This window comes from Paenibacillus xylanexedens, from assembly GCF_017874615.1.
GTDB classification, from domain to species: domain Bacteria; phylum Bacillota; class Bacilli; order Paenibacillales; family Paenibacillaceae; genus Paenibacillus; species Paenibacillus xylanexedens.
This window is the reverse complement of the sequence record NZ_JAGIKV010000034.1, coordinates 25032-48451: the sequence shown is the minus strand read 5'-3', so window position 1 is coordinate 48451 and position 23420 is coordinate 25032. Positions and strand designations below refer to the sequence as shown.

Annotated in this window: 13 protein-coding genes; 3 read left to right on the top strand and 10 right to left on the bottom strand. The window is 48.2% G+C overall.

What is annotated here, in order from left to right; translation table 11 throughout:
- Positions 1-218: 218 nt before the first annotated feature.
- From J2Z28_RS28670 to uvrB, 7 genes are all read right to left on the bottom strand, one after another.
- Positions 219-3872 carry a DEAD/DEAH box helicase gene (locus J2Z28_RS28670; protein ID WP_211085428.1) on the bottom strand — a complete coding sequence of 1218 codons (3654 nt, stop codon included), beginning with the start codon at positions 3870-3872 and terminating at the stop codon, positions 219-221.
- Between the two features lie 105 nt (positions 3873-3977).
- Complete coding sequence (locus J2Z28_RS28665; protein WP_211085427.1) at positions 3978-6491, bottom strand: U32 family peptidase; 2514 nt, start codon at positions 6489-6491, stop codon at positions 3978-3980.
- A 388-nt stretch (positions 6492-6879) separates the two neighbouring features.
- Entirely contained in the window at positions 6880-8775 is a 1896-nt protein-coding gene (locus J2Z28_RS28660; protein WP_244988585.1) for a stalk domain-containing protein, read from the bottom strand.
- A 43-nt stretch (positions 8776-8818) separates the two neighbouring features.
- Positions 8819-9988, bottom strand: coding sequence for a S1C family serine protease (locus tag J2Z28_RS28655; protein ID WP_244988584.1), 1170 nt, complete (start codon positions 9986-9988; stop codon positions 8819-8821).
- A 462-nt stretch (positions 9989-10450) separates the two neighbouring features.
- On the bottom strand, positions 10451-10663 hold the full coding sequence (locus tag J2Z28_RS28650; RefSeq protein WP_017692026.1) for a hypothetical protein: 213 nt from the start codon (positions 10661-10663) through the stop codon (positions 10451-10453).
- 338 nt (positions 10664-11001) lie between these two features.
- Entirely contained in the window at positions 11002-13860 is a 2859-nt protein-coding gene (gene uvrA, locus J2Z28_RS28645) for an excinuclease ABC subunit UvrA (RefSeq protein WP_211085425.1), read from the bottom strand.
- A 931-nt stretch (positions 13861-14791) separates the two neighbouring features.
- Positions 14792-16783 carry an excinuclease ABC subunit UvrB gene (gene uvrB / locus J2Z28_RS28640; RefSeq protein WP_211085424.1) on the bottom strand — a complete coding sequence of 664 codons (1992 nt, stop codon included), beginning with the start codon at positions 16781-16783 and terminating at the stop codon, positions 14792-14794.
- A 169-nt stretch (positions 16784-16952) separates the two neighbouring features.
- Between uvrB and J2Z28_RS28635 the strand changes: the two genes are divergently transcribed.
- Both J2Z28_RS28635 and J2Z28_RS28630 read left to right on the top strand, forming a co-directional pair.
- A complete protein-coding gene (locus J2Z28_RS28635) occupies positions 16953-17750 on the top strand; it encodes a flagellar motor protein (RefSeq protein ID WP_211085423.1) in 798 nt (265 codons plus the stop codon).
- A complete protein-coding gene (locus tag J2Z28_RS28630; protein WP_211085422.1) occupies positions 17734-18576 on the top strand; it encodes a flagellar motor protein MotB in 843 nt (280 codons plus the stop codon). Before J2Z28_RS28635 ends, J2Z28_RS28630 begins: the two co-directional genes overlap by 17 nt.
- A gap of 102 nt (positions 18577-18678) precedes the next feature.
- Here J2Z28_RS28630 and J2Z28_RS28625 read toward each other — a convergent pair whose 3' ends face one another.
- The 3 genes from J2Z28_RS28625 to J2Z28_RS28615 are packed head-to-tail and all read right to left on the bottom strand — an operon-like array spanning position 18679 to position 21994.
- The gene (locus J2Z28_RS28625) at positions 18679-19857 is read right to left on the bottom strand and encodes an ABC transporter permease (protein ID WP_211085421.1); all 1179 of its coding nucleotides are present in this window, start codon (positions 19855-19857) and stop codon (positions 18679-18681) included.
- Positions 19850-21046 carry an ABC transporter permease gene (locus J2Z28_RS28620; RefSeq protein WP_211085420.1) on the bottom strand — a complete coding sequence of 399 codons (1197 nt, stop codon included), beginning with the start codon at positions 21044-21046 and terminating at the stop codon, positions 19850-19852. The genes J2Z28_RS28625 and J2Z28_RS28620 overlap by 8 nt, the downstream gene beginning before the upstream one ends.
- A 12-nt stretch (positions 21047-21058) precedes the next feature.
- On the bottom strand, positions 21059-21994 hold the full coding sequence (locus J2Z28_RS28615; protein WP_244988583.1) for an ABC transporter ATP-binding protein: 936 nt from the start codon (positions 21992-21994) through the stop codon (positions 21059-21061).
- 210 nt (positions 21995-22204) lie between these two features.
- On the opposite strand from J2Z28_RS28615, the gene J2Z28_RS28610 reads away from it, so the two are divergent.
- Positions 22205-23416: a sensor histidine kinase gene (locus J2Z28_RS28610; protein WP_211085419.1), complete on the top strand. Its 1212-nt coding sequence runs from the start codon at positions 22205-22207 to the stop codon at positions 23414-23416.
- The last annotated feature ends 4 nt before the right edge of the window (positions 23417-23420 follow it).

Sequence of the window (23420 nt, the reverse complement as noted above, 5' to 3'; positions counted from 1 at the left end):
AGCATATTAACACTTACTACTCCGATGACAGAACAACCTTCCGATCGCTGTTATCCCCAGATTTTTCAATTCACTTTTACAAAGGTGAAAATATGGTGATAGCGTATGCTTCCGATGCAGCTTTTTTCTGCCCTCTACGTTTCTCGTGTAAATGATTAGTTCAACTTGTATAGATTCATATATTTAACGATTCTTATTGCTACGATGCTTGGACTTCATTATACCATCAACAATTCGCGGATATCCTGTTCGGATAAGGTCGTCGATCCCCCGTCTCCCGGTTCGATTACTTCGGCAATTAAGTCCTTCTTCCGCTGCTGGAGTTCCAAAATCTTCTCTTCGATTGTACCTTCGGTAACCAGACGGATGACTTGCACCACTTGTTTCTGTCCCATACGATGGGCTCGGCCAATGGCTTGTTCTTCCACCGCAGGATTCCACCACAGATCATATAATATAACGGTATCTGCACCCGTTAAGTTTAGCCCTGTCCCTCCAGCTTTCAGGGAGATTAAGAACAGTTCAGCTTCGCCCTCATTAAATCTGTGGCACATCTCAACCCGGCTCTGTGCAGGGGTCTGACCATCGAGATAGAAAAGATTCCTTCCCTGTGCCGCAAGGGTCTGACGAATCAGGTTCAACATGCTTGCAAATTGGGAGAAGATGAGAATTCGTTTCCCTGCAGCCAAACAATCCTCGACCGTTTCAAGCAACTGTTCCATTTTCCCGGAATCGCCTTGATATCCTTCGACAAAGAGGGCCGGATGACAACACAACTGACGCAAGCGGGTGATGCCTGCCAGAATTTTGATACGGTTCTTCTGGAATCCGTTATCCTCCATGTCCTTCGATGCTTCATCCTGAAGCTGGGAGAGGTATGCGGCGTACAGTTTCTTCTGTTCAACCGTAAGCTCTGACCGCTGTACCGTTTCAATTCGATCCGGCAATTCTTCCAGAACATCCTTCTTCAGGCGGCGGAGAATAAACGGACGCACCATCCGCGATATCCGTTCCGGAGGAAGGTCGCGGAATCTTCTGTAACTTGGAAATAACCCAGGGAATACCGCTTCAAAAATGGACCACAGTTCATCCAGCGAATTCTCTACAGGTGTTCCTGTGAGTGCAAAACGGCGCGGGGCTTGAATTTGTTTCACTGCCTGCGCGGTCTGGGAAGAAGCATTTTTGATTGCCTGAGCTTCATCCAGAATGAGCGTATGAAAGGTTCGGCCCAGGTAGGTATCCAAATCCCGTCTCAACAGAGGATACGACGTCACAATCACATCTGCCTCATCCATTCCAGAAAGCATATTGGCTCGCTCTTCTTTCTGACCGGCTGCGATCAGGACTTTCAGATGCGGGGCAAACCGTGCAAACTCATTAGCCCAGTTATAGGTTAGCGAGGCAGGCGCCACGACAAGTACCGGGGGATGAATGACCCTCGTTCGGATTGTCAGTCCATCCTGCTGCATCGTGGACCATAGGCCATCCGTATTCTCTGAATCCATCTTATCCAATGGGAGCCCAGTTTCGGAATCAATGTTGGAAGTCGCCAACGTTTCACCGCCCCGTAATGATCCGCTCTCCCGGTATTTATCAACGCCCGTATTGTCCATATTGTAGTCGGGCTTCTCCTGAAGAACCGCTGTGATATAGGCGATACTTTGCAACGTTTTGCCAAGTCCCATATCATCCGCCAGAATGCCGCCAAAACGATAATAAGCGAGGGTACGCAGCCACTGGTATCCGCTGTTCTGATAATCCCGCAGGATGGGGGTCAGTGATCCCGGCAATGTAAAATCCATCCGTTCGGGATCTCTGAGATCATCGAGGAAACGTTTCAGAGAGCCTCCCCACTTCACATGACCGGAAACTTCGTCCCTGCCTGGCAATTGTAACGCCCGAACAGCTGGCAGCCGGATATGGCTACTCTTGATGTCATCTGCTCCCAGCCCAAGTGAATCGGCCATGTGAGCGAAGCTATCTGCACCTTCATTTTCAAGTGAGAGAAAGACACCGCTCTTGAGACGGAAGTATGGTTTCTTTTCCACAATGCGGCGCATGAGTTCCTGAAGCTCCTGCTCGTCCACACCTTCCATCTCGAATGAAATCTCCAGCCAGTCCAGTCCTCTCCCCAAATCTGCTCGTACTTTCGGCGGTGTTGGATAGGATTGCACCATGGCCTTCACGGCGTTTGGCATATAGATGTCTACCTGCTTCTCAAGCTCAGGCAACAGATGATACATGACATCATAGATGGCATCTTCCCGTTCGCTCGCCCAGACACTACCATCACGTTCCAGGAAAGACCGATCGAGCCGTTCAATGAGATTCCGTTCTTTGTATCGATCACGCACCAAAATAACCTTTTTCTCTTCTTCATCGATCAAATACTCGGCAAGCGGATTAATAACCATGACCTCATAGTCGAATTCCAGACGCGCTGTAATACGTTCACGATAGAAGTCGATGTACAGCTTCGGTGAAAGTTCCGGTTCCGCGATCTGTTCACGCACCTGCGAATCAATGGACAGATGTCCGAGCGTACGCAGTTCTGGCACGACATGCTGTACGAATTCATCCACCTGCTGAGTCGAAATATCGATGCTTTCCTTGATTCCATACGACGTGAGTGCCCCACTCAAGTCCTCCAGACTTCGCATCTGCATCGGCTCCAACATATGCAACTGTCCTTCCACCACGGCGGCATCATAAGCAGGAAGAAGAATCAGCTCACGCAGTCCCGAAATTTCAAGCTGATATCCTTCATTCGCTCCCTGGGCGATCCGGTAAAATAAAGGAAGTACCCCCTCACCCAGTGTGAGTGGTCCATTGGCAAATCCTGTTCCCTCCATCCGACTGTCAGCCTGTAGTAGTAATTCCAGCAATGGCTTCCATACGAGCGGAGCAATCAATATATCCCGTCCGTCCGAAGCTCCCAGATAACCGGAGATGGATTGGCGATAGGCCTCCTCACTCTGTCTCATTCGAATAAGCATCGAGAGAATGGCCTGATCCTGCGGAGTGAAAACATGCATCAATGGATCATAGTGGAACAGTTTGGTAAATGACATGGGCTCGCCCTTCTCGATACAGTTCAGGAATTGCTTCACTTTCTGCACCACATACAGACGTTTGTTACCCACTTTCAATTCAAGAGCAAGTTTCCCACCACCCTTGTGAACCTGTATCAGCTTACATATAAACTGAACCTGCAATTCTTCCCGCAGGGAGGAACGGCTGACAGGGGCCGTGTATTTACGATCATTTCCATGCAGCGGTCTCCGATCCTTGGCAAACATGGACAGAATCTGATCCGCCGTACGGTAAGAAGGTTTATCTGCCGAGCGGCCCCCCCATCCCGAAGCTGAGCTTGGACGACCTGCTTGGGCAAAGTGAACGGGCGGACGCTCTGGAGCATCATTCAGTTGCTCTCGTCGTGAAGCAGACTGTGGTCGCTCCCATATGCTTTCTTCGACCAACGTCCCAACTCTGGACTTGGAACTTGAGTTAGAACTGTTTTTGGCTCCTTGGCCTGTAGCAGGTTGAGGAGGCTTCCCGGAAACAATCGTGGCATTACGCTCCTCCTGCTCACCCCATTCGTGAATAGCCAACAGGACAGCAGCGACATGTTTGCAATAGTCATAATGCCTGCCGTCACCCGGACAACTGCAACCTGCCACAATCTCACCTGATCCATCTATATCCACCGTGACCTGATAGCGCTCCGATCCCCGTACCTGTGCTTCATAATGAAGCTGATCCTTACTGACCACCAGATTGGTTACCCTGCCAGATTGGTTATAGTCTTCTCCGCGCTTGAATGCCGTGACCCCGCACAGCAATTTGATATCCATAATTGTGAATGGCGCCACGCTTCTTCGCCTCCTGTATCATGATGTAAAAAAACCCCAAGAGCTCCTTGAAGCAGAGTTTGGGGTTCCTTCATGCTTGTAACTGTTGTTGTACCATAAAACTGTTTATTTCACCAATTGACCACGTGTAACGCCCAGTTGGTTCGTTGCTTTAAGTGTTTTCCAAACTTGTGTACCACTGATCTCGCCGCGCAGTGCACGGTTATACAGATCAATTACTTCACGTACCTGCTCAGGTGTCTCTTCCAGGAACTCCACACGGTAACGGGATACACCCAGATCCATAAAGTTGGTCAGATACTCGGCACCTGACTGTTCCACTGCGTTGTATACCGTATTACGGCAACCTTCATCCACACGTACCGGGTGGGACATACCGATCCGGTCTTGCAGGGATGCACGCTGTTCCTCGCAAGGACGTCCACAGTTCGTAAAGTCCGTTCCTTCACTCATAAACGTACAGTACACACAGTGCTCGGTGTGGAACATCGGCAGATGCTGATGGATAACCACTTCGGTCTGACTTGTATGGGAGTGGCCCAGCAAATCAACCATTTGTTGAATGTTCAGGTCATAGGATGGGGTAATCCAGTCACATCCGGCTTCCAGGAACAATTCTACTGCTTTGTGATTGGCGATGTTCAATGAGAAGTCGCCGATCAATTCCGGGTGCTTCGCATCCGGGTTTTCCATCCGGTGACGCAGGTAGAAGTACAGTGCGCCTGTATTACGTACCAATACCGCATCCGGCTTCAGACGCAAGATGTTGTTGTGATATCCGTTCTCCCCAGGCATGTGAATACGCGGTGTTGCCAGCGCGATCTTGCGACCAGCGGCATGCACAGCTTCCACGGCTGCCGGGAACTGTTTGATAAACTCGAAGTCGGCATAGATCATACCGATTCCTGCTTCAATCGCTGCCTCCACTTGTGGCAGGCTACGGCAGAGTGCGGTCAGTTCTGCTTGACCGCGAGCGACTGGTGATGCCGGTTTAACCGAATCGCCGTACACATCTACCGCGCGTTTCACGTAGACGGGCGGTTTAGGACGCTCGCCCGCGAGTTGTTCTACAGCCTGACGACGAATGTTATTCAACTCACGCATCGGGATGATAACGTCACCGTGCAGATTGATGTCCATTCCTTCCAACTGGAACACGGTGCCTCCCAGACGACCGAACTGCTCTTCGAGCAATTCATGTGTCATTGGACGCTTCTGGGCGATGTCCAGTTCCATCTCGGAATCAATACGGACGGTCGTGCCTTTCTGCACGTCTGTCCACCATGTGCTAAGCGGCTGCCCCGGGCTGCCGATGACCTTCACCTTCACTGGGAATACACGGTACGGCTTCTCGGTCTCGAAGCTTTGACGCAGACGTTTGTCCAGCGCCGGGTCATTCGTTTTCCACACTTTGTCGCCAACTTTCACGCGGCGCAGATCTACGTCACTGCGGCCTGGCACAACGTCAACGATCCAGCCCTCTTCGGCTTCGCCTTCGAGTTTTACGCCTTTGCGACGCACATCGTATACCCGTCCGCCTTCTTCCTTCTGAGTCGGGTCTCCGGCGTCAAATACAATTCCGTCTCCACGTTTCACAGGTGCATCCAGTTTCAGGACCACACCATCGCGCAACACTTGATCTACACGACCGAGGTAGACACCACGGCTTTTCGGGAACGTTCCATCCACCAGTTCTTTGTTGTTTGTACCGCTCAGGAAACCATGTGTGAATCCACGGGAGAAGCTTTGCTGCAATTCGCGAACTTCTTCCTTGCTTGGCGGTGTGTTATCTCCATCAAAATAACGGTCAATCGCTTTACGATATTTGCTTACTACGTTTGCTACGTATTCTGGCGTTTTGAGACGTCCTTCAATTTTGAAAGAAGTTACTCCTGCTTCGATCAGTTCCGGCATCAGATCAATCGCTGCCAGATCCTTCGGAGACAACAGATAAGCTACATCACCCATCGGTTTGTGCACCCCATCCACCATCAGGTCATATGGAAGACGACAAGCTTGTGCGCACTCTCCGCGGTTCGCCGAACGTCCTCCCCACATTTCGGAAGTAAGACACTGCCCCGAGTAGGATACACACAGCGCACCATGAACAAATACTTCCATTGGAAGTTTTGCCTGCTCCCCGATCTTCTGGATCTGCTTCAGGTTGTTCTCCCGTCCCAGAACGACACGTTCCATATCAAACGGCTTCGTAAACTCGACCGCTTCCGGAGACGTAATCGTCATCTGTGTTGAACCGTGAATCGGGAAATCCGGTGATATCTCGCGGATCATCTTCACCAAACCCAAATCCTGAACAATTACAGCGTCCACACCTGCATCGACACAAGCGTCAATCAGTTCTTTGGCATCCGTCAATTCATTTTCAAAAATCAATATATTAAAGGTCAAAAAACCTTTTACCCCATAACTGTGCAAAAACGCCATTATCTCCGGCAGCTCGTCCATACGGAAATTGTTCGCCCGTGCCCGTGCATTAAACTTTTCGACTCCGAAGAAAATTGCATCTGCGCCATTAGCTACCGCCGAACGCATACAATCCCAGTCACCAGCCGGTGCCAGAAGTTCAACGTCTTCTCTTCGTATTGTTGCTGTTTTCATGTAGATCCTCCCCATAACCGGCTATCCGCCGGATTTCATCCCTTTATCCCTAAACGTCTGAACATACTAAGCCTAAGACTGCACCTTATCGGGTACACCTGCATTGTCACGGTATTACAATATCTATCTATTATGTCTGTATTGCCTGAACTCCAAGCTTACAGTCATTCCTATTCATCAGATCAGTAGTCATAACTCCTGAACTAGTATAGTGTACCACTTCTGCACCGACTCTTCTACGTTTTCCTGAAAAAACCGTTTACCATTTTCATTTCCATTAAGATTTGCACTAGACACTTCGATTACAGTACCAGTGTAAATATTTAATTTATCTTATACAGAAAACAAATAAACCGAAAGGTCTTTTGACCCTCCGGTTCCACTACAATTATTTAATAAAAGTAAATGAGTTCACTGCTTTCTCCAATGCAGCCGCCTGAACTTCTGTCTTGTTGGCATCATTCAGCCCACTTGTAATCGTATAGGTTGTTCCGTCCTTTTCAAACACGATCTGGCGACCCGCATATGGCACGCCTTTGTCCAGTTCATGATACGTGAAGGAAAATGCAGGCACACCCGCAAACGTCAGCTCCTCACTGCCAAGCAACTTGAAGTTCTTACGGGTTTTGGTAGCTTCTGCATAAGCTTCTCTCAATTGGCTGACCGTCATCTCGATTGACTTGTCTTCGCTCGCCGCAATGGAGAATTCTCCCCCAGTGAAGGTGTACACCACAGGTGAATATTCGAATCGATCACTATACGGTGTCCAGTAACGCGGAATATCTACACTGTATTTATAACGTTTGGACGTACGTGTAAGTGTCTTCGTTTTGTCTGTCAAATACGGATCTTCATCCAGCTGACCGAAATTATCGGCAACCGTATCAAAATCAATCTCCACACTCTTCATAATCCGTTCAAACCATGCCCGATCTGCACTTTGCTCCTCAGGGAACGTATACTCTGCATAATATCGATACCCATTCTTCTGCAAAAGAACATCGAACTCGGTCTGCCAGCCCCCGCCAAAGTTATAACGGAATTCATTCACCTCGGCAGTCTCTCCCGAGATATCCATCGTGTATGAGCCAATTGGCTCGTAACTCTCTGGTGTAAATGTCTCGCGCATCCACTTATCCAGTTGGCCACTCCAGTCTTTTACCGTAGTACCTGCCTTCGCCGATGTGACACGCCATTGCAGATATGCACCATCTTTGGCTTCATAGATCATCTGATTGTTATCCATCGACCAGCCGGCAGGAATCTTCAATTCAATGCCATAGTCATCATTCCACGCGGAGCGCATGCCATTATCTACAGTGGACAGATCCTTGATCGTTCGATCCGATTCCGCATAGGTTGGCTGGAATGAATTGAGTAGCGCTGCACGTTTGCCCAGATCTTTATAATTCAGGGCTTCGTAATCCGCGAGGTACACATCATATTGACGACCTTCGCTCAGATACTGACGCATCTCCCATAACATGCCGTCTACATCTTTCACGATAATCCGTGCATAAGGCGTTTTGCCTTTCGACACCGCTTCACGATCCAGCACCGTATCTCCCGATTGTTTGGCCTCTTGGACAAGTTGCTGCAACAAATCATCCGCATCCAAAGCCACATCCTGATCGCTGACATACACTTCAAGATAATAACTGTTGTCGGCAGCGCCAAAAGTCATCATGCGCTCCTGCTCACCGGTCTGGAAAACTATAAGGTCTGCCGGGTAGTTAATGGACCAACCGTAAAAACTGTTGCCAATTCTGGTTTTGCCTTCATCCGGATGAAGGCCATCCTCGTCATTCACCGAATCATCGGTTTGCAACAGACGAATGACCATTTCTCCGGAGCTGGTTGGAGCTAGTGTTGCTCCAATACCGGTAGCAACCGGACGAAGTGGAACCATAAGTACGCCATTCACCATCTTGGGAGCGGCACCCATCTCATGTTTTACACCATCCACCCAGGCAATTGAACTGCCAATCGTTAGAGTCACGGTGTGCGGGCCTTCCTTGATTTTGACAACATCATTTTTCTCCAGCCGGATTTCACTGCCAAATGCTTTCTTGAATACACCGACAGGTACCATCGTTACACCCTTGACCTTGTACGGTTTGGCTATGGCCTGCTTATCGCCGTTAATGTAGGCGCTCGTGCTGCCCGCTTTGACGCGTAGTTCACTTGTCGTCAGATCAGATGCCCATACAGGCAATGCCGCGCCAATGGTCAGCATCCCGGTTAATACACCTGTGCTTAGCACACGTATCCATGACTTTTTCATTCCGTTCTTTCGTCCTCTCTCCATCCGGGCTGATCGCCGGGTTTTATTGTTCTTCATCTGTAAGGAACGCTTCATCTTCCTCGTCTACGATGTCTGAGCGATCAGCAAGCACCAACGTGCGGGTGACGATATCGCCATCCGTTTGCATCAACAGCTTTACCTTTTGTCCAGGCAGATACTTTTTGAGCAACTCATTGATATCCACTACTGAAGAGACACGTGTGCCCGCGACACTGTAAAGGACATCGCCCTCTTTGATTTTGGCTTTCTTGGCTTCAGGAGACAGCACGCCCGTAATCGTTAAGGGATCATCTGTAGGCAGGCCCACAATCGCAGACCAGCTTTCTTCCAGCTGAAGTCCCAGACTTGCACGTTTTATTTTGCCATATTTAAAAAACTGATCGATGATATATTGAACGGTATCCACTGGAATCGAAAACCCCAAACTCTCTACGCCTACCGCAGAGAATTTCATCGAGTTGATCCCAACCACTTCACCCTTCAGGTTGACCAGCGGTCCCCCGCTATTTCCTGGGTTAATGGCCGTGTCGGTCTGAATCAACCGGTAGGTCGCCTCAACACCACGATTCAAGCCGCTAATTACCCCTACCGTTGCCGAGTTGCGCAAAGAAAAGGAAATCGGCGTACCCAAGGCAATTACCGTTTCTCCAACAGTAGTTTGTGAAGCTTTGGCAAAGCTCGCCGGTTTGAGTGATTTGGCATTGATTTTAATTAGAGCCAGATCACTTAGTGCATCACTGTATGTTTTCGTAATTTTGTATGTATTGCCATCAGTCGTTACGACCACGGGGTTCGTTAATCCGTCGACCACATGAGCATTCGTTACAATCCATCCGTTCGACCGGATAATGACACCTGTACCATGTGCAAGATTATAACGGTCGTCTGATGTTGCACCGTCCTGCACTTCGGTAGATTTCCCAATAATGCCTACGACCGAAGGAGATACCTTTTCGATCACTTTGGGAATGGCTTCACTTCCCTTGTACGTGTACGTTCCTGATTTGGCATCATATTGTCCACTTCCACCAACTGCCTTGAGCAGATCCTTGGTGTTCACATAGACTTGACCGTCTACCACTTTCGCTTGCATCGCCGCTTTGGATTCAGCTGCACCGGCCGTTGCCGCTACACTAATCGAGAGTACAGCAGCCATCAGTATGGCTATCCCCTTTTTACCCAACACGCTCATATTCTCACCTGACCCTCTCTATACATCCTTCTTGCGCGACTCGACATCGGATTCATCGCTGAATCTATTCTCTCTTTCTCTCATCTGCAATTCCGGTATCCCTCAATGTATCATACAGAATCTGGATATACAATTGTTTTAAGTCCTATTTTAGTAGAGAAGATAGAATCCTGTTCAATCGTTTCAGTATAAATGAAAAAAACACCCTCCATGTCTCTCTGGAAAGTGTTCGTCTGTACCTCTTTTAGAGGTTGTTCAAAAAGTCCGCTTTTGATTACGAAGGATGCCTAGTGGCATCATCAGCATCGAATATGGCATTCAACCGAAATGTCCGTTGCTCACGTAGTTCTCCCTACGCTCCGCTACTCCCTTTCTAGCTTCATCCCATCTTTTCGGTACTGAAAACCGATCTTTTTGAACATGCACTATTGGCTTAAATTACATTTAAATTCTGCGGCATTCCTACTGAGCAAACCAACCCGTTATCATCGCATAGTCTGTCATCAGAAATACCAGTAGGCTGACTACTGCAAATCCGATCGCAAACAGATTTTTCTTAGGTGCCCGAAGAAGCCGAACAACTCCGATGAAAATCAGGATCGTAAATAAGATGACAAAAATATCAAATGCATTAAAATTCGATGTACTCGCCGTGGCAGCTTCTGCAAACAGCATGGATAGACAGACCTCCTTACCATAGTTGAACAGCTAACGCATACCCTAATATCTTCCTCTATGTTATCTGTACCCTGCTTGTAATGCAAGCCCTATCATCCATAAAAATGAAAAAAAGACAATTTGGCCGAATATTCCTGTAACGCTCGTCATAATGCATATGTAAACACTTTCACGAAATAACCTTAGTCCGAAGGAAACACCGTGCATAATTCATAATGAAAAGCCCTTCTTCTCGGAAGCAGAGCACATCAGATCGTTATCCAACGTCTCTACCTTTTCGAAAAGAAGGGCCAATACTGCCACTTCATATTGATATAACTACTGGTTAGAGGACCTTAGTCCACCAATTGCAGTGCCTTGCTGCGCTCGGTATCCCGCTCCAGAACCGGCTTCAAGTACTTGCCTGTATAGGAAGCTTCCACTTTAACGATATCCTCAGGTGTTCCGGTTGCAACAATGGTACCTCCACCGCTACCACCTTCTGGACCCAGATCAACAACATAGTCTGCCGTTTTGATAACATCCAGGTTATGCTCGATCACTAACACCGATTCCCCGGAATCAACCAGACGGTGTAATACGTTCAGCAAACGGTCGATATCATCGACATGCAAACCGGTCGTCGGCTCATCGAGGATGTAGATGGTTTTCCCCGTACTACGGCGATAGAGCTCGGAAGCGAGCTTCACACGCTGGGCTTCACCACCAGACAATGTGGTTGCAGGTTGACCTAGGTTAATATAGCCCAGACCCACATCCATCAGTGTCTGCATTTTGCGATGGATCTTCGGAATGTTCTCAAAGAATTGGGTTGCATCTTCAACCGTCATCTCCAACACATCGGAAATATTTCTGTTTTTATATTTCACTTCAAGTGTTTCCCGGTTGTATCGTTTGCCTTTGCAGACTTCACAAGGGACATAAACGTCCGGCAAGAAGTGCATCTCGATTTTGATAATACCGTCTCCACGGCAGGCTTCACAACGTCCACCTTTGATATTAAAACTGAACCGGCCTTTCTTGTATCCACGTACCTTGGCTTCGTTCGTCTGAGCAAACAGATCCCGGATATCATCAAAGACACCGGTATACGTAGCCGGGTTGGAACGTGGTGTCCGCCCGATCGGTGATTGGTCAATATCGATAACTTTATCGATATGCTCCAAACCACGAATCTCTTTATGTTGACCCGGACGAACCCGAGCACGGTTCAGATCACGTGCCAGCGTTTTGTAGAGGATCTCATTAATCAGTGTGGATTTACCTGATCCGGACACACCCGTTACCGCAGTAAATACACCTACAGGAATCTTCACATTCAGATTCTTCAGGTTATTTTCTTTAGCTCCACGTACTTCCAACCAACGGTCTCCTACACTTCTACGTTCTGTACGAATCGGAATGAACTTGCGTCCACTCAGATATTGACCGGTTAAGGAGTTCTCATCGTTCATGATCTCCTCCGGTGTACCCTGTGACATGATGGTACCTCCGTGGATACCTGCACCTGGACCAATATCAATGATATAGTCGGCAGCCATCATCGTATCTTCATCATGTTCAACCACGATCAACGTGTTACCAATGTCTCGCATATGCGCAAGTGTTGAGATCAGACGGTCATTATCCCGTTGATGCAAGCCAATACTTGGCTCATCGAGAATATACAGCACACCCATCAGGCTGGAACCAATCTGTGTGGCCAGTCTGATCCGTTGGGCTTCCCCACCGGACAACGTTCCAGCAGCACGACTCAGTGTAAGGTAATCCAGACCTACGTTCACCAGGAAGCCAAGACGGCTGTTGATCTCTTTCAAAATCAGTTTGGCTATCGTCTGCTCTTTTTCCGTCAATTCCAATGTATCGAAGAATCGGCCAGCTTCACCAATGGACAAACTAGTCACATAGGCCATGTTGTGATCATTAATCGTAACCGCAAGACTCTCGCGTTTCAGACGCTGACCTTTACACGTACCACATGGCTTCGCACTCATGTAACCTTCAATAAATTCACGGATACCTTCAGATGCTGTATCACGATAACGACGCTCCAGGTTATTTACGATGCCTTCAAAGGTAACCAGCGCTTCCTTACGTTGTCCAAAATCATTCTCATAGCGGAAACGGATTTTCTCCGTACCTGTACCCTGTAACAACTTGTTCATCTGCTCAGCTGGCAGATCTTCGACAGGTACATTTTGCGGAATGTTGAAGTGCTCACATACTGACTTCAGGAACTGCGGATAATAGGTGGATGTACCACCTGTCCAAGCATCAAAAGCTCCATCTTCGATGGTCTTAGTCCGATCCGGTACCAGCAGATCAGGGTCAACGATCATTTTGACGCCTAACCCATCACAATCCGGGCAAGCCCCGAAAGGACTGTTAAATGAGAACATCCGTGGTGCAAGTTCTTCAATACTGAATCCACACACCGGGCAGGCAAAGTTGGAACTAAAGCGCAGCTCTTCTTCGCCCATAATGTCCACCAGGAGTTGTCCACCGGACAAATTAAGTGCTGTTTCAATAGAGTCGGCCAGACGCGCCTGTACATCATCCTTAACAACGATCCGGTCAACAACCACTTCAATCGTATGCTTTTTATTTTTCTCCAATTGAATATCTTCTGACAGATCACGCAATTCCCCGTTCACCCGTACACGGACAAAACCCTGCTTGGACACATCAGCAAACACACTTTTGTGCTCGCCCTTACGGCCCGAGATAATAGGTGCCAGTATTTGTAACCGGGTGCGCTCAGGGTATTGTATAATACGATCAACCATTTGTTCTACAGTTTGGGAGCTGATCTCCACGCCATGGTCCGGACAATGTGGATGGCCCACACGTGCAAATAACAGGCGCAGGTAATCATAAATTTCAGTCACAGTTCCTACTGTGGAACGTGGGTTACGACTTGTCGTTTTCTGATCTATTGAAATGGCAGGAGATAATCCTTCGATGGAATCAACATCCGGTTTCTCCATCTGTCCCAGAAACTGCCGTGCGTAAGCTGACAATGATTCTACATAACGCCGCTGTCCTTCGGCATAGATCGTGTCAAAAGCCAGCGAGGACTTGCCTGAGCCACTCAGGCCGGTCAATACAACAAAGCGGTCACGCGGGATGGTAATGTCGATATTTTTCAGGTTATGCGCTCGTGCGCCTTTAATGACAATGTTATCGCTCGCCAATAGTATTCATCCTCTCAAATTTATTAATCCAACCTTTATAAAGGCTTTTCGATCCCTCCCAAACCCTCCCTTCCAAGGGAGGGCCCCAGAGGGCGCAGCCCTCTGGACACCCGAAACAAGCGGTGCAACGGTGAGGGGTCGGGTCTTGCTATGTGAAGGGTTGTCGTGTGCCCGCGGTTTCGCATAAGATTCCGGCTATTGCCGGAATCTTATGCGACCGCTCTACTGCGAGGGGGCGCTCTCGGCTTCGCCTTGATCGCGGCTAGGTCGCCATTGCCTTCGGCTCGGCTCCAAGGTCAACACCGGGACGCTCTCGGCTTCGCCTTGATCGCGGCTAGGTCGCCATTGCCTTTGGCTCGGCTCCAAGGTCAAGAACGGGACGCTCTCGGCTTCGCCACGTTCGCGGCAGGTCGCCATTGCCTTCGGCTCGGCTCCAAGGTCAACACCGGGACGCTCTCGGCTTCGCCTTGGTCGCGACAGGTCGCCATTGCCTTCGGCTCGACTCCAAGGTCAACACCCGGACGCTCTCCGCTTCGCCTTGGTCGCGGTTAGGTCGCCATTGCCTTCGGCTCCGAGGTCAACACCCGGACGCTCTCCGCTTCGCCTTGGTCGCGACAGGTCGCCATTGCCTTTGGCTCGGCTCCAAGGTCAACACCGGGACGCTCTCGGCTTCGCCTTGATCGCGACAGGTCGCCATTGCCTTTGGCTCGGCTCCGAGGTCAACACTGGGGCACTCTCGACTCCCAATTGCTTTCCTATAAACCTTTTAACCAATTTCAACATTTCTATCAGTATAGACCTGAATTCAAGATTTCAACATCTCTTATTATCGGTAGATATCAACGATTTCCTTACTCAACAAGAGAACGGCCAATTGGCCGTTCTCTTGTTACAGATCCCTCTTTACTGGAGCATATGAATGAGCTGTATCTTATTCAGCGCGAAGTTCCAGCAACGCATCGCGAAGCTCGGCAGCACGCTCAAACTGCAGGTTTTTAGCTGCATCTTTCATCTCTACCTCTAGGCGCTGGATAAGCGCTTGGTGATCTTTCTTCGACATCTTCTCGGCAGCGCCTGTGAGATAGTCTTTCTTGGATTCGGCAACTTTGGTTGCCTCAATCACATCACGCACTTTTTTGCGAATCGTCTGTGGTGTAATGCCATGTTTCTCGTTGTACGCGATCTGAATCTCACGACGGCGTTCGGTTTCCTTAATCGCCTTGTCCATCGAATCGGTTACTTTATCACCGTATAGAATAACGCGACCCTCGCTGTTCCGTGCTGCACGACCAATCGTTTGGATTAGTGAACGCTCGGAACGCAGGAATCCTTCTTTATCGGCATCCAATATGGCTACCAAGGATACTTCGGGCAGATCCAGACCTTCCCGGAGCAAGTTGATTCCGATTAGCACATGGAAAACACCCAACCTTAAATCACGTAAAATCGCCATCCGTTCCAACGTTTTAATCTCGAAATGCAGGTAACGTACCTTGATTCCAATTTCTTTCAGATAATCCGTCAGGTCCTCAGACATCTTCTTCGTTAATGTTGTAATCAACACACGCTCGTCTTTGGCAATCCGGTCGTTAATCTCACCGATCAAGTCATCGATCTGCCCCTTCGTTGGACGCAGTTCAATAATTGGATCAAGCAGTCCGGTTGGACGGATAATCTGTTGCACCATCGTATCGGTATGCTCGATCTCATACGGGCCTGGTGTGGCCGATACATAGATGATCTGATCCATCTTGCCTTCGAACTCATCGAATTTGAGTGGACGATTATCCAGCGCTGACGGGAGACGGAAACCATGTTCAACCAATACTGTCTTCCGCGCCTGGTCACCATTGTACATCGCACGGATCTGTGGCAGAGTCACGTGAGACTCATCGACCACAATCAACATGTCATCCGGGAAGTAATCCATCAGTGTGTATGGGGTATCGCCGCGTTCGCGGAAAGTCAGCGGACCGGAATAGTTCTCAATCCCCGAACAGAATCCAACTTCCTTCATCATCTCGATATCGTACCGTGTGCGCTGCTCCAGTCGCTGAGCCTCCAGCAGTTTTCCCTGTTCACGCAACACTTCTAGACGCTCCTCTAGTTCACGCTCAATGTTCACCAGCGCAACCTTCATCGTCTCTTCTTGCGTTACGAAGTGAGACGCCGGGAAGATGGCAATATGTTCACGTTCGCCAATCAGTTCTCCGGTTAACACATCAATCTCCGTAATTTTCTCGATCTCATCACCAAACAATTCAACCCGAATTGCATGTTCACCCTTAGAGGCAGGGAAAATCTCAACAACATCCCCACGAACACGGAACGTACCCCGCACAAAGTTAATATCGTTCCGTTGATACTGGATCTCTACCAGACGAGACAAAATCTGATTGCGCGGTTTCTCCATGCCTACCCGAAGTGACAGCAACATGCTTGAATACGAGTGTGGTGAACCCAAACCATAAATGCAGGAAACACTCGCTACAATAATGACGTCCCTGCGCTCAAACAACGAACTTGTCGCTGCGTGCCGCAGTTTGTCGATCTCTTCATTAATACTTGAATCCTTCTCGATATACGTATCGGAGGACGGGATATATGCTTCTGGCTGAAAATAATCGTAATAACTGACGAAATACTCAACCATGTTATTAGGGAAAAAATCTTTGAACTCACTTGCAAGCTGCGCTGCCAACGTTTTGTTGTGTGCAATAATCAGCGTCGGACGTTGCAGTTGGGCTATCGTCTGGGCTATCGTAAACGTCTTACCCGTACCCGTTGCACCCAGCAGTGTCTGGTACCTCTTCCCCTCCTGAACACCCTTCACCAATTCTTTAATGGCTGCCGGCTGATCACCTTGGGGAGAAAACTCTGACTCGATTTCGAACGTTTTGTCGCTCATTATAATATCGCTCATTGCCGTATCTCACCCTATCGTCTAAAATAATAGTCACTATATATTGTCGAAGTTCCCCGAATTTTCATATGGGAAAACTTATAGTAATAGGAATATTTGTTCCCGTTTAATTATACCTCGTTCGTTTTAGTGATGCAAACGTGAAATGAAGATAGGAGTGGGTTAATTTATGGATATTGCGACACTTATCGGTATTATTGCCGGAATTGCCGCAGTCATTAGCGGTTTTTTGTGGGAAGGCGGCCAATTGTCCGGTCTCCTGCAAAAAACGGCTGCTTTAATTGTATTCGGTGGAACGATTGCTGCTGTGGTTGCCAGTTTCCCGGCGCACCGCCTTCGTACGATTCCAGCTGCCCTGCGTATGGCTTTTGGACGTAACAATAATGATTCAGGCTTGTGGGTTGAAGAACTGGTGGAGATGTCTTCAATCGCACGCCGCTCAGGTGTACTTGCATTGGAACGCAAGGTTATAGATCATCCGCATCCATTTTTGCAAGACGGTATTCAGATGGTTGTTGATGGTACCGATCAGGATGTGGTTCGCCAGATCCTGGAGATGGAGATTGACTCCATTGAACAAAAACATGAGGGTTATGCCAAAATATTCGAATCCGCTGGTGGGTACGCTCCAACCATGGGGATCATCGGAACCGTGATGGGACTTATTCAGGTACTTGGCAGTTTGACCGATCCAACCGGACTTGGACCTGCCATTGCTGTTGCCTTTACCGCAACCCTGTATGGGGTCGCCAGTGCCAATCTTATCTTTTTGCCCATTGCCTCCAAGATCAAATCCAGAGGTGCCGATGAAGTGCAGACCATGGAAATGCTTCTCGAAGGTGTACTTGCCATTCAGAACGGTGAGAATCCCCAGCTTGTACGCAAAAGACTGGAGTCCTTCACCCTCACGCATCGTCAGCATATACGCCCCCTAGCAAAGGAGGGATTGGATGAGTCGGCGCAGTAAACGGCGCGGAAAACGTGAAACTATCGATCATCGGGATCGCTGGATGATTACTTATGCCGATCTCATAACTCTGCTTTTAATCTTTTTTGTCATCATGTATGCCATGAGCAATCTGGATTCCGGTAAATATGACGTCGTTACTCAATCGTTACAAAATACATTCAATGCGTCCGACTCTATCCTTGAGCTTGGTGAGGGACTCGGTGAGAAACCCGGTCAAACGATTACAGAGACTCCACCATCCGACGTTCAGGGTGAAGATCCTTCAAAAGGTGAAGGAAACCCTCCCGATTCCGGGACTGCAACACCAGATGATGACAACAAGCCCCTCACAGAACGGGAAGAACAGTTCAGATCACAGGAACAGGAATTGCAAAATCTGTTCAATGTGATTACCCAATATATCGAGGATAATAAACTGGAAAATCAGATTTTTGTTGCGGACAAGCCACAAGGCCTGTCCATTACACTTAGTGACCGCTTCCTGTTTGATCAGGGACAGGCCGCACTAAAGGACGGTGCAGCACCAACACTCAGTAAACTTGCCAGCCTGTTCCGTGATCTAAATACCGTTGTCAGCATTGAGGGCCATACCGATAACGTTCCTGTGGGAGCAAACTCCGCCTATACCGATAACTGGCAGCTTTCCGGGGAACGCGCACTATCTGTATTACGATTCTTTCTGGATACAGAGAAGCTCAACCCTGACGGCTTCCAGTATGCCGGATATGCGGATACTCGCCCAACGGGTGACAACACCACAGCCGCCGGAAGACAAAAGAACCGTCGGGTTGAAATAACTGTCCTGCGTCAACTCCAACCTTAATCTTTAACATTTCACATAGTGCATCATTACTTATAAGCAAAAAAAGCACGCTCTAACTGAATTCAATTCAGCAGAGCGTGCTTTCTTTTATGTCGTATTACCTTATGCCTCTACTCCTGGCTGGCTAGGGCGTAGAATCGCAGAGCCAACAGTCAGCAAAATGGCAGCCATGCCAAACAAAATCAATAGTGGCAATGTGATATCCGACAATGTACCGCCAGCAGAGATCGTCTCCACTGCCTGAATCGTCCATTTCTGCGGAACAAAGTTGGCGAGCTTTTGCATATAGTCCGGCATCAACGAGATTGGCCAGAAACAACCACCAATCATACAAGTTGGCATAATAATAAGAGAATTCAGCATGTTGGCATTTTTGGGATTACAGATTAATCCTGCCACGGTACTTGCGATCCCCATGGAGACCAGCATGAATGCGGCCAAGATGATGAAATGAATGCCAAAAGGAATACCGGCATCATAATGCAGCAGCCATCTGCTGACTCCCAGAACCATCACAATCTGAATAATACCAATGACAAAGCTACCCAGGAAATTACCAAGCGCAATCTCATATGCACGGACGGGTGCCGTATATACTCTGGCCATCGTACGTTTCCTGCGATCTTCCATTATCACAGCCACTGCACTGGTCAGCAGCCCCATCATAAACATAACCGTAAATCCAGTCACATTGTTCAGGCCTGGCTTGGGATAGATCTGCAGATCGGTAACTTCACCAGCAACCTGATGTTTTCCTATCTCCTGTAAAAGCTGTTCAAATGGCTTCTGTATACTCGATAGTATATCTGTCTCACTTGAGACAGGACCTGCTGCCACCTTAACAGCTGAAGCAGATTGTAACAATCCGCTCGTCAAACCTTCAACTGCTGCCCGTAGGGTATAGGAACTTTCACTTATACGCAGTTCCACCAATTGAATTTCGGTTGGCTTTCCTTGTAGCAGATCCTCCGTATAATGTGCCGGAATGATGATCCCAGAACTTCCTTTTTGCTGAGCGATGGCTTCCTTCACTTCTGCTTCGTTTGTCATCGGTTTGAGCAGATACTCCTCTTTGCCAGCAAGTTCATGAATCATCCATGTCCCTGCCACCCCTCCATCCACATTCACATAGGGAATAACAGTACGTGTAATCTGCTCGCTTCCAAAAAGAGCAACCGCTCCTGTAATCACCAGGCAAGGCAGAAGCAGAAACGTAATGAAGCCCATTTTACGGCCAAGTGTACGTCTAATCATCAACCAGGCGATGTGTAGACTATTCATATCGGTATCCTGCCTTTCTATAGATCATCCCTGAGATGAACAGTAATACAGCGCATACCAAGCCTAACATTAGAATGTTATACAGAATCTCTGCTACAGGTGCATCCAGCATCATTCTCAGAAAACTCTGGAGCGCCCAGTGGTTAACCGTAAATTGGCTAAGCCGTTGTACAAAATCAATCGGAATGGGCATGAACCCACCGCTGATAAATGTCATGGCAACGATGATACCTTGTAAGGTTGCACTGGCCGATGCCGTGCTTTTGCATACCAATGCCACGATCACGCCAAGAGTCATGGAGGCCAATGTGATACATACACAAGTCAGCACAATATACCAAGGATGGGTTCCCCAATCCACACCGTAGAGCCAATATGTCATAAGGATGATCGTTGTTGCCTGTAAGAAAGCGAGCAGACTATTACCTGCAATTTTGCCAGCGAAAATAACTCCATTACCTATCGGCGCAGCCTGAAGGCGGATCAACGTTTTGTTATCACGCTCTCCAAAAAGGCTGGTACTGGTTGTCATGCCCGAATACAACATGAACATCGCCAGCATGGAAGCTGCATAGTATTGGGAGGCACTATACGCCGTACCTGTCTTACCGGGATTAGTGACAGCAATCGAGGTTGAATTCGCCATACCAGACTCCGAAGCAGAGGCTATGGCAGCAATTACTTCCGGACCGAGCACTTTGGTAATCGCCATCTGTCGGTTCCATTCATCCGTAAAACGTGTGAACAAAGTTTCACCCAAGGTATTAAGTGTGTTGTCCTTTCCTCGTATCCACTGTAACCTGGCCTCTTTCCCCATCATCACGTTCTGTCCAAAATCCGAAGGAATCATTACGGCAAAGTCCAGCTTGCCGGTACGCAGCGAATGCACGGCCTCTTCTTCTGTCGTAAAGTTCTGAACTTTAACCATCTCAGCTACCACTGGAGAGTTCACAAATGTATCCAGCGCTTGATTAACAGTATCTGAACCTTCGCCTGATTCGATATTCGAATGAATTATTCCCACACGTACAATGACTGGAATAACATCATCCGCCGTACCCATCGTACTGGAAAGTGCCGTACCCAATATAAAAATCAGTAACAACGGCAGAATGAACAGGTTCAACACTACAGATCGAATCTTAAGAATACGCCTTAATTCAAAGATGCAAATATGCCATATATTCATCTCTTGTTCCCCCTAGTCCCGAAGCGTACGCCCGGTCAGATTGAGGAATAACGTTTCCAGATCCGGCTCTTCGACCTTAAGCGACTGAATGGATACTTCATGTTTGCTGCAAATGAAGAGCAGATCCTGGAGATCCTGCTGTGCCGAAGGCAGCGTAATGGTCATTGTATTTTCTGAAACGTCTACCATCCGCACACGGGGGTGAAGTTTCAGTTCTTCCACGACGTCGGTACCGATACCGGAAGTGGAGAGCACTACTTTTTCCTCCGATGCTACCCGTTCTCTCAGCTCTGCTTCAGTCCCACAGGCAATGATTCGTCCCTGATCCATAATCGCAACCCGGTGACTAATCGCCGCCACTTCCTCCATGTAATGACTTGTATATATGATCGTTGAACCCATCTTGTTGAGTGTGCGTACCGATTCAAGAATATGATTCCGAGATTGCGGATCAATACCAACTGTAGGTTCATCCATAATAATGAGATCCGGGCGATGTGTAATCGCACATGCGATGTTTAACCTGCGTTTCATACCACCAGAGAAGGTCGAGGGGGCATCCTTTGCTTTATCCTGCAACCCTACAAATTCAAGAGACTCCTGCACTCTTTCCTTAAGCAATTTTCGACGCAGTCCATAGAGTCTGGCAAAAAAGATCACATTCTCCGCAGCAGACATGGTTTCGTATAAAGCCAGATCCTGTGGAACCAGTCCGATCTTGCGCTTTACTTCAAGTGGTCGCTCCTTGACCGATATCCCATCTAATCTGATTTCACCCTGATCCATATTCAGGAGCCCTGCAATCATGCTGATGGTGGTACTTTTTCCCGCTCCATTGGGACCAAGCAATCCAAAAATCTCGCCTTTGCCCACACTAAGGTTCAAATGATCTACGGACAGCCTGCTGCCGTATCGTTTTACTACATGATCCACTTCAAGTATGCTCATCTCTTTTACGCCCCTCTTCCGTTTCGGCTTCCGCCGCTAGATTTCATATTTGTATTGTAACGGATCGCACTCTGTAGCGAAGGTACAAAAAGTCATGAATCGAAGGTGACTTAAGTCATCTCCTGATTCGAATGCTGCTTATGGTATAATCAAGGGCGCATTACCAAGAGATTTTCTACTCCACTTTTATAAAAAGGATGTCACAACCATATGCCGATGCGGTTTCTGCAATACGGACTAATTATCGTTCCAGCAGTGCTGTACCTGTTGATGCTGCCCTTGGAAAATGAAGCCGTCTACACCCTGTATATCATCATCGCGCTTGGACTCTCCGTGTGGAAAGATTTTAACCGTTCAAGTATACAGCAGTGGCTATTGCTTCTGGCCGAAATACTCTGGAGCTGCTGGCTGATTGCTTCGTATGGACCATTTATGTTTTTCCTCTCTCTATCCGTGCTCTACGTGTATATATACAGACTGGAGGGAAGTCGGAGATGGTTGATGTTTGCAATTCAGCTTGTCGCTAACAATGTCGCTTTGCATTGGCATTATTCTGCCCCACAGGCACCGCAGCCAGGGTTAACCACACTAAATACAACCGCCACTACATTACTCTCCACAGAGACAACTGCGATGGTTCTTGGCAACCTGCTTCTGTTCATCACAGCGGCTCTGTCCTGGCAGGGATCAAGAACGGCGAATAGCCGCGGACAACTGGAACAAGTCTATGACGAACTTCGCAGCAAACATTACGAGCTACAAGAAACTCGTGCGCAGCTGCTGTTATTTACAAAGCAACTTGAAGGAGTGGCTCAGGCAGAGGAACGTACCCGTATCTCCAGACAGCTTCATGACGATATCGGGCATCGACTGATTCGCACCAAAATGATGTCGGAAGCCGCCCTGTTGACCCTTCCCCTGAATATGGAACAAGGAACGGAAATGGTGAGACAGATTCGCGATCAATTGGCCGATAGTATGGATGATATGCGCAGTACACTGCACAAACTGCAACCAAATTCCTATGCATCCGAAGCCTACGCCCTGGATCGTCTCCTAGAGGAAGTGGGCAGAGATACCGGCGTGAAGACAAATTATAAAGTTCATGGCCCATCCTATGTGCTGTATCCCAGCATACAAATCGTTTTGTTCAAAAATGCCAAAGAAGCCTTGACCAATGCCCTGCGACACGGAAATGCTTCTTCGATCACTGTGGAGCTGGTATTCGGGGATCAGGAAATCTGTATGAGCGTAAGTAATGATGGCAAAATCAATCCTCATTCTTCCAAGCGAACTGGTATAGGACAGGAAGGCATGCTTCTGCGCACACAAATGGTGGGAGGAACCATGGAGATCCAATCGGCTTATCCGTATACAGTGATTACACGCATTCCAATAACGAACCAGTTGAATATACTCTGAAAAA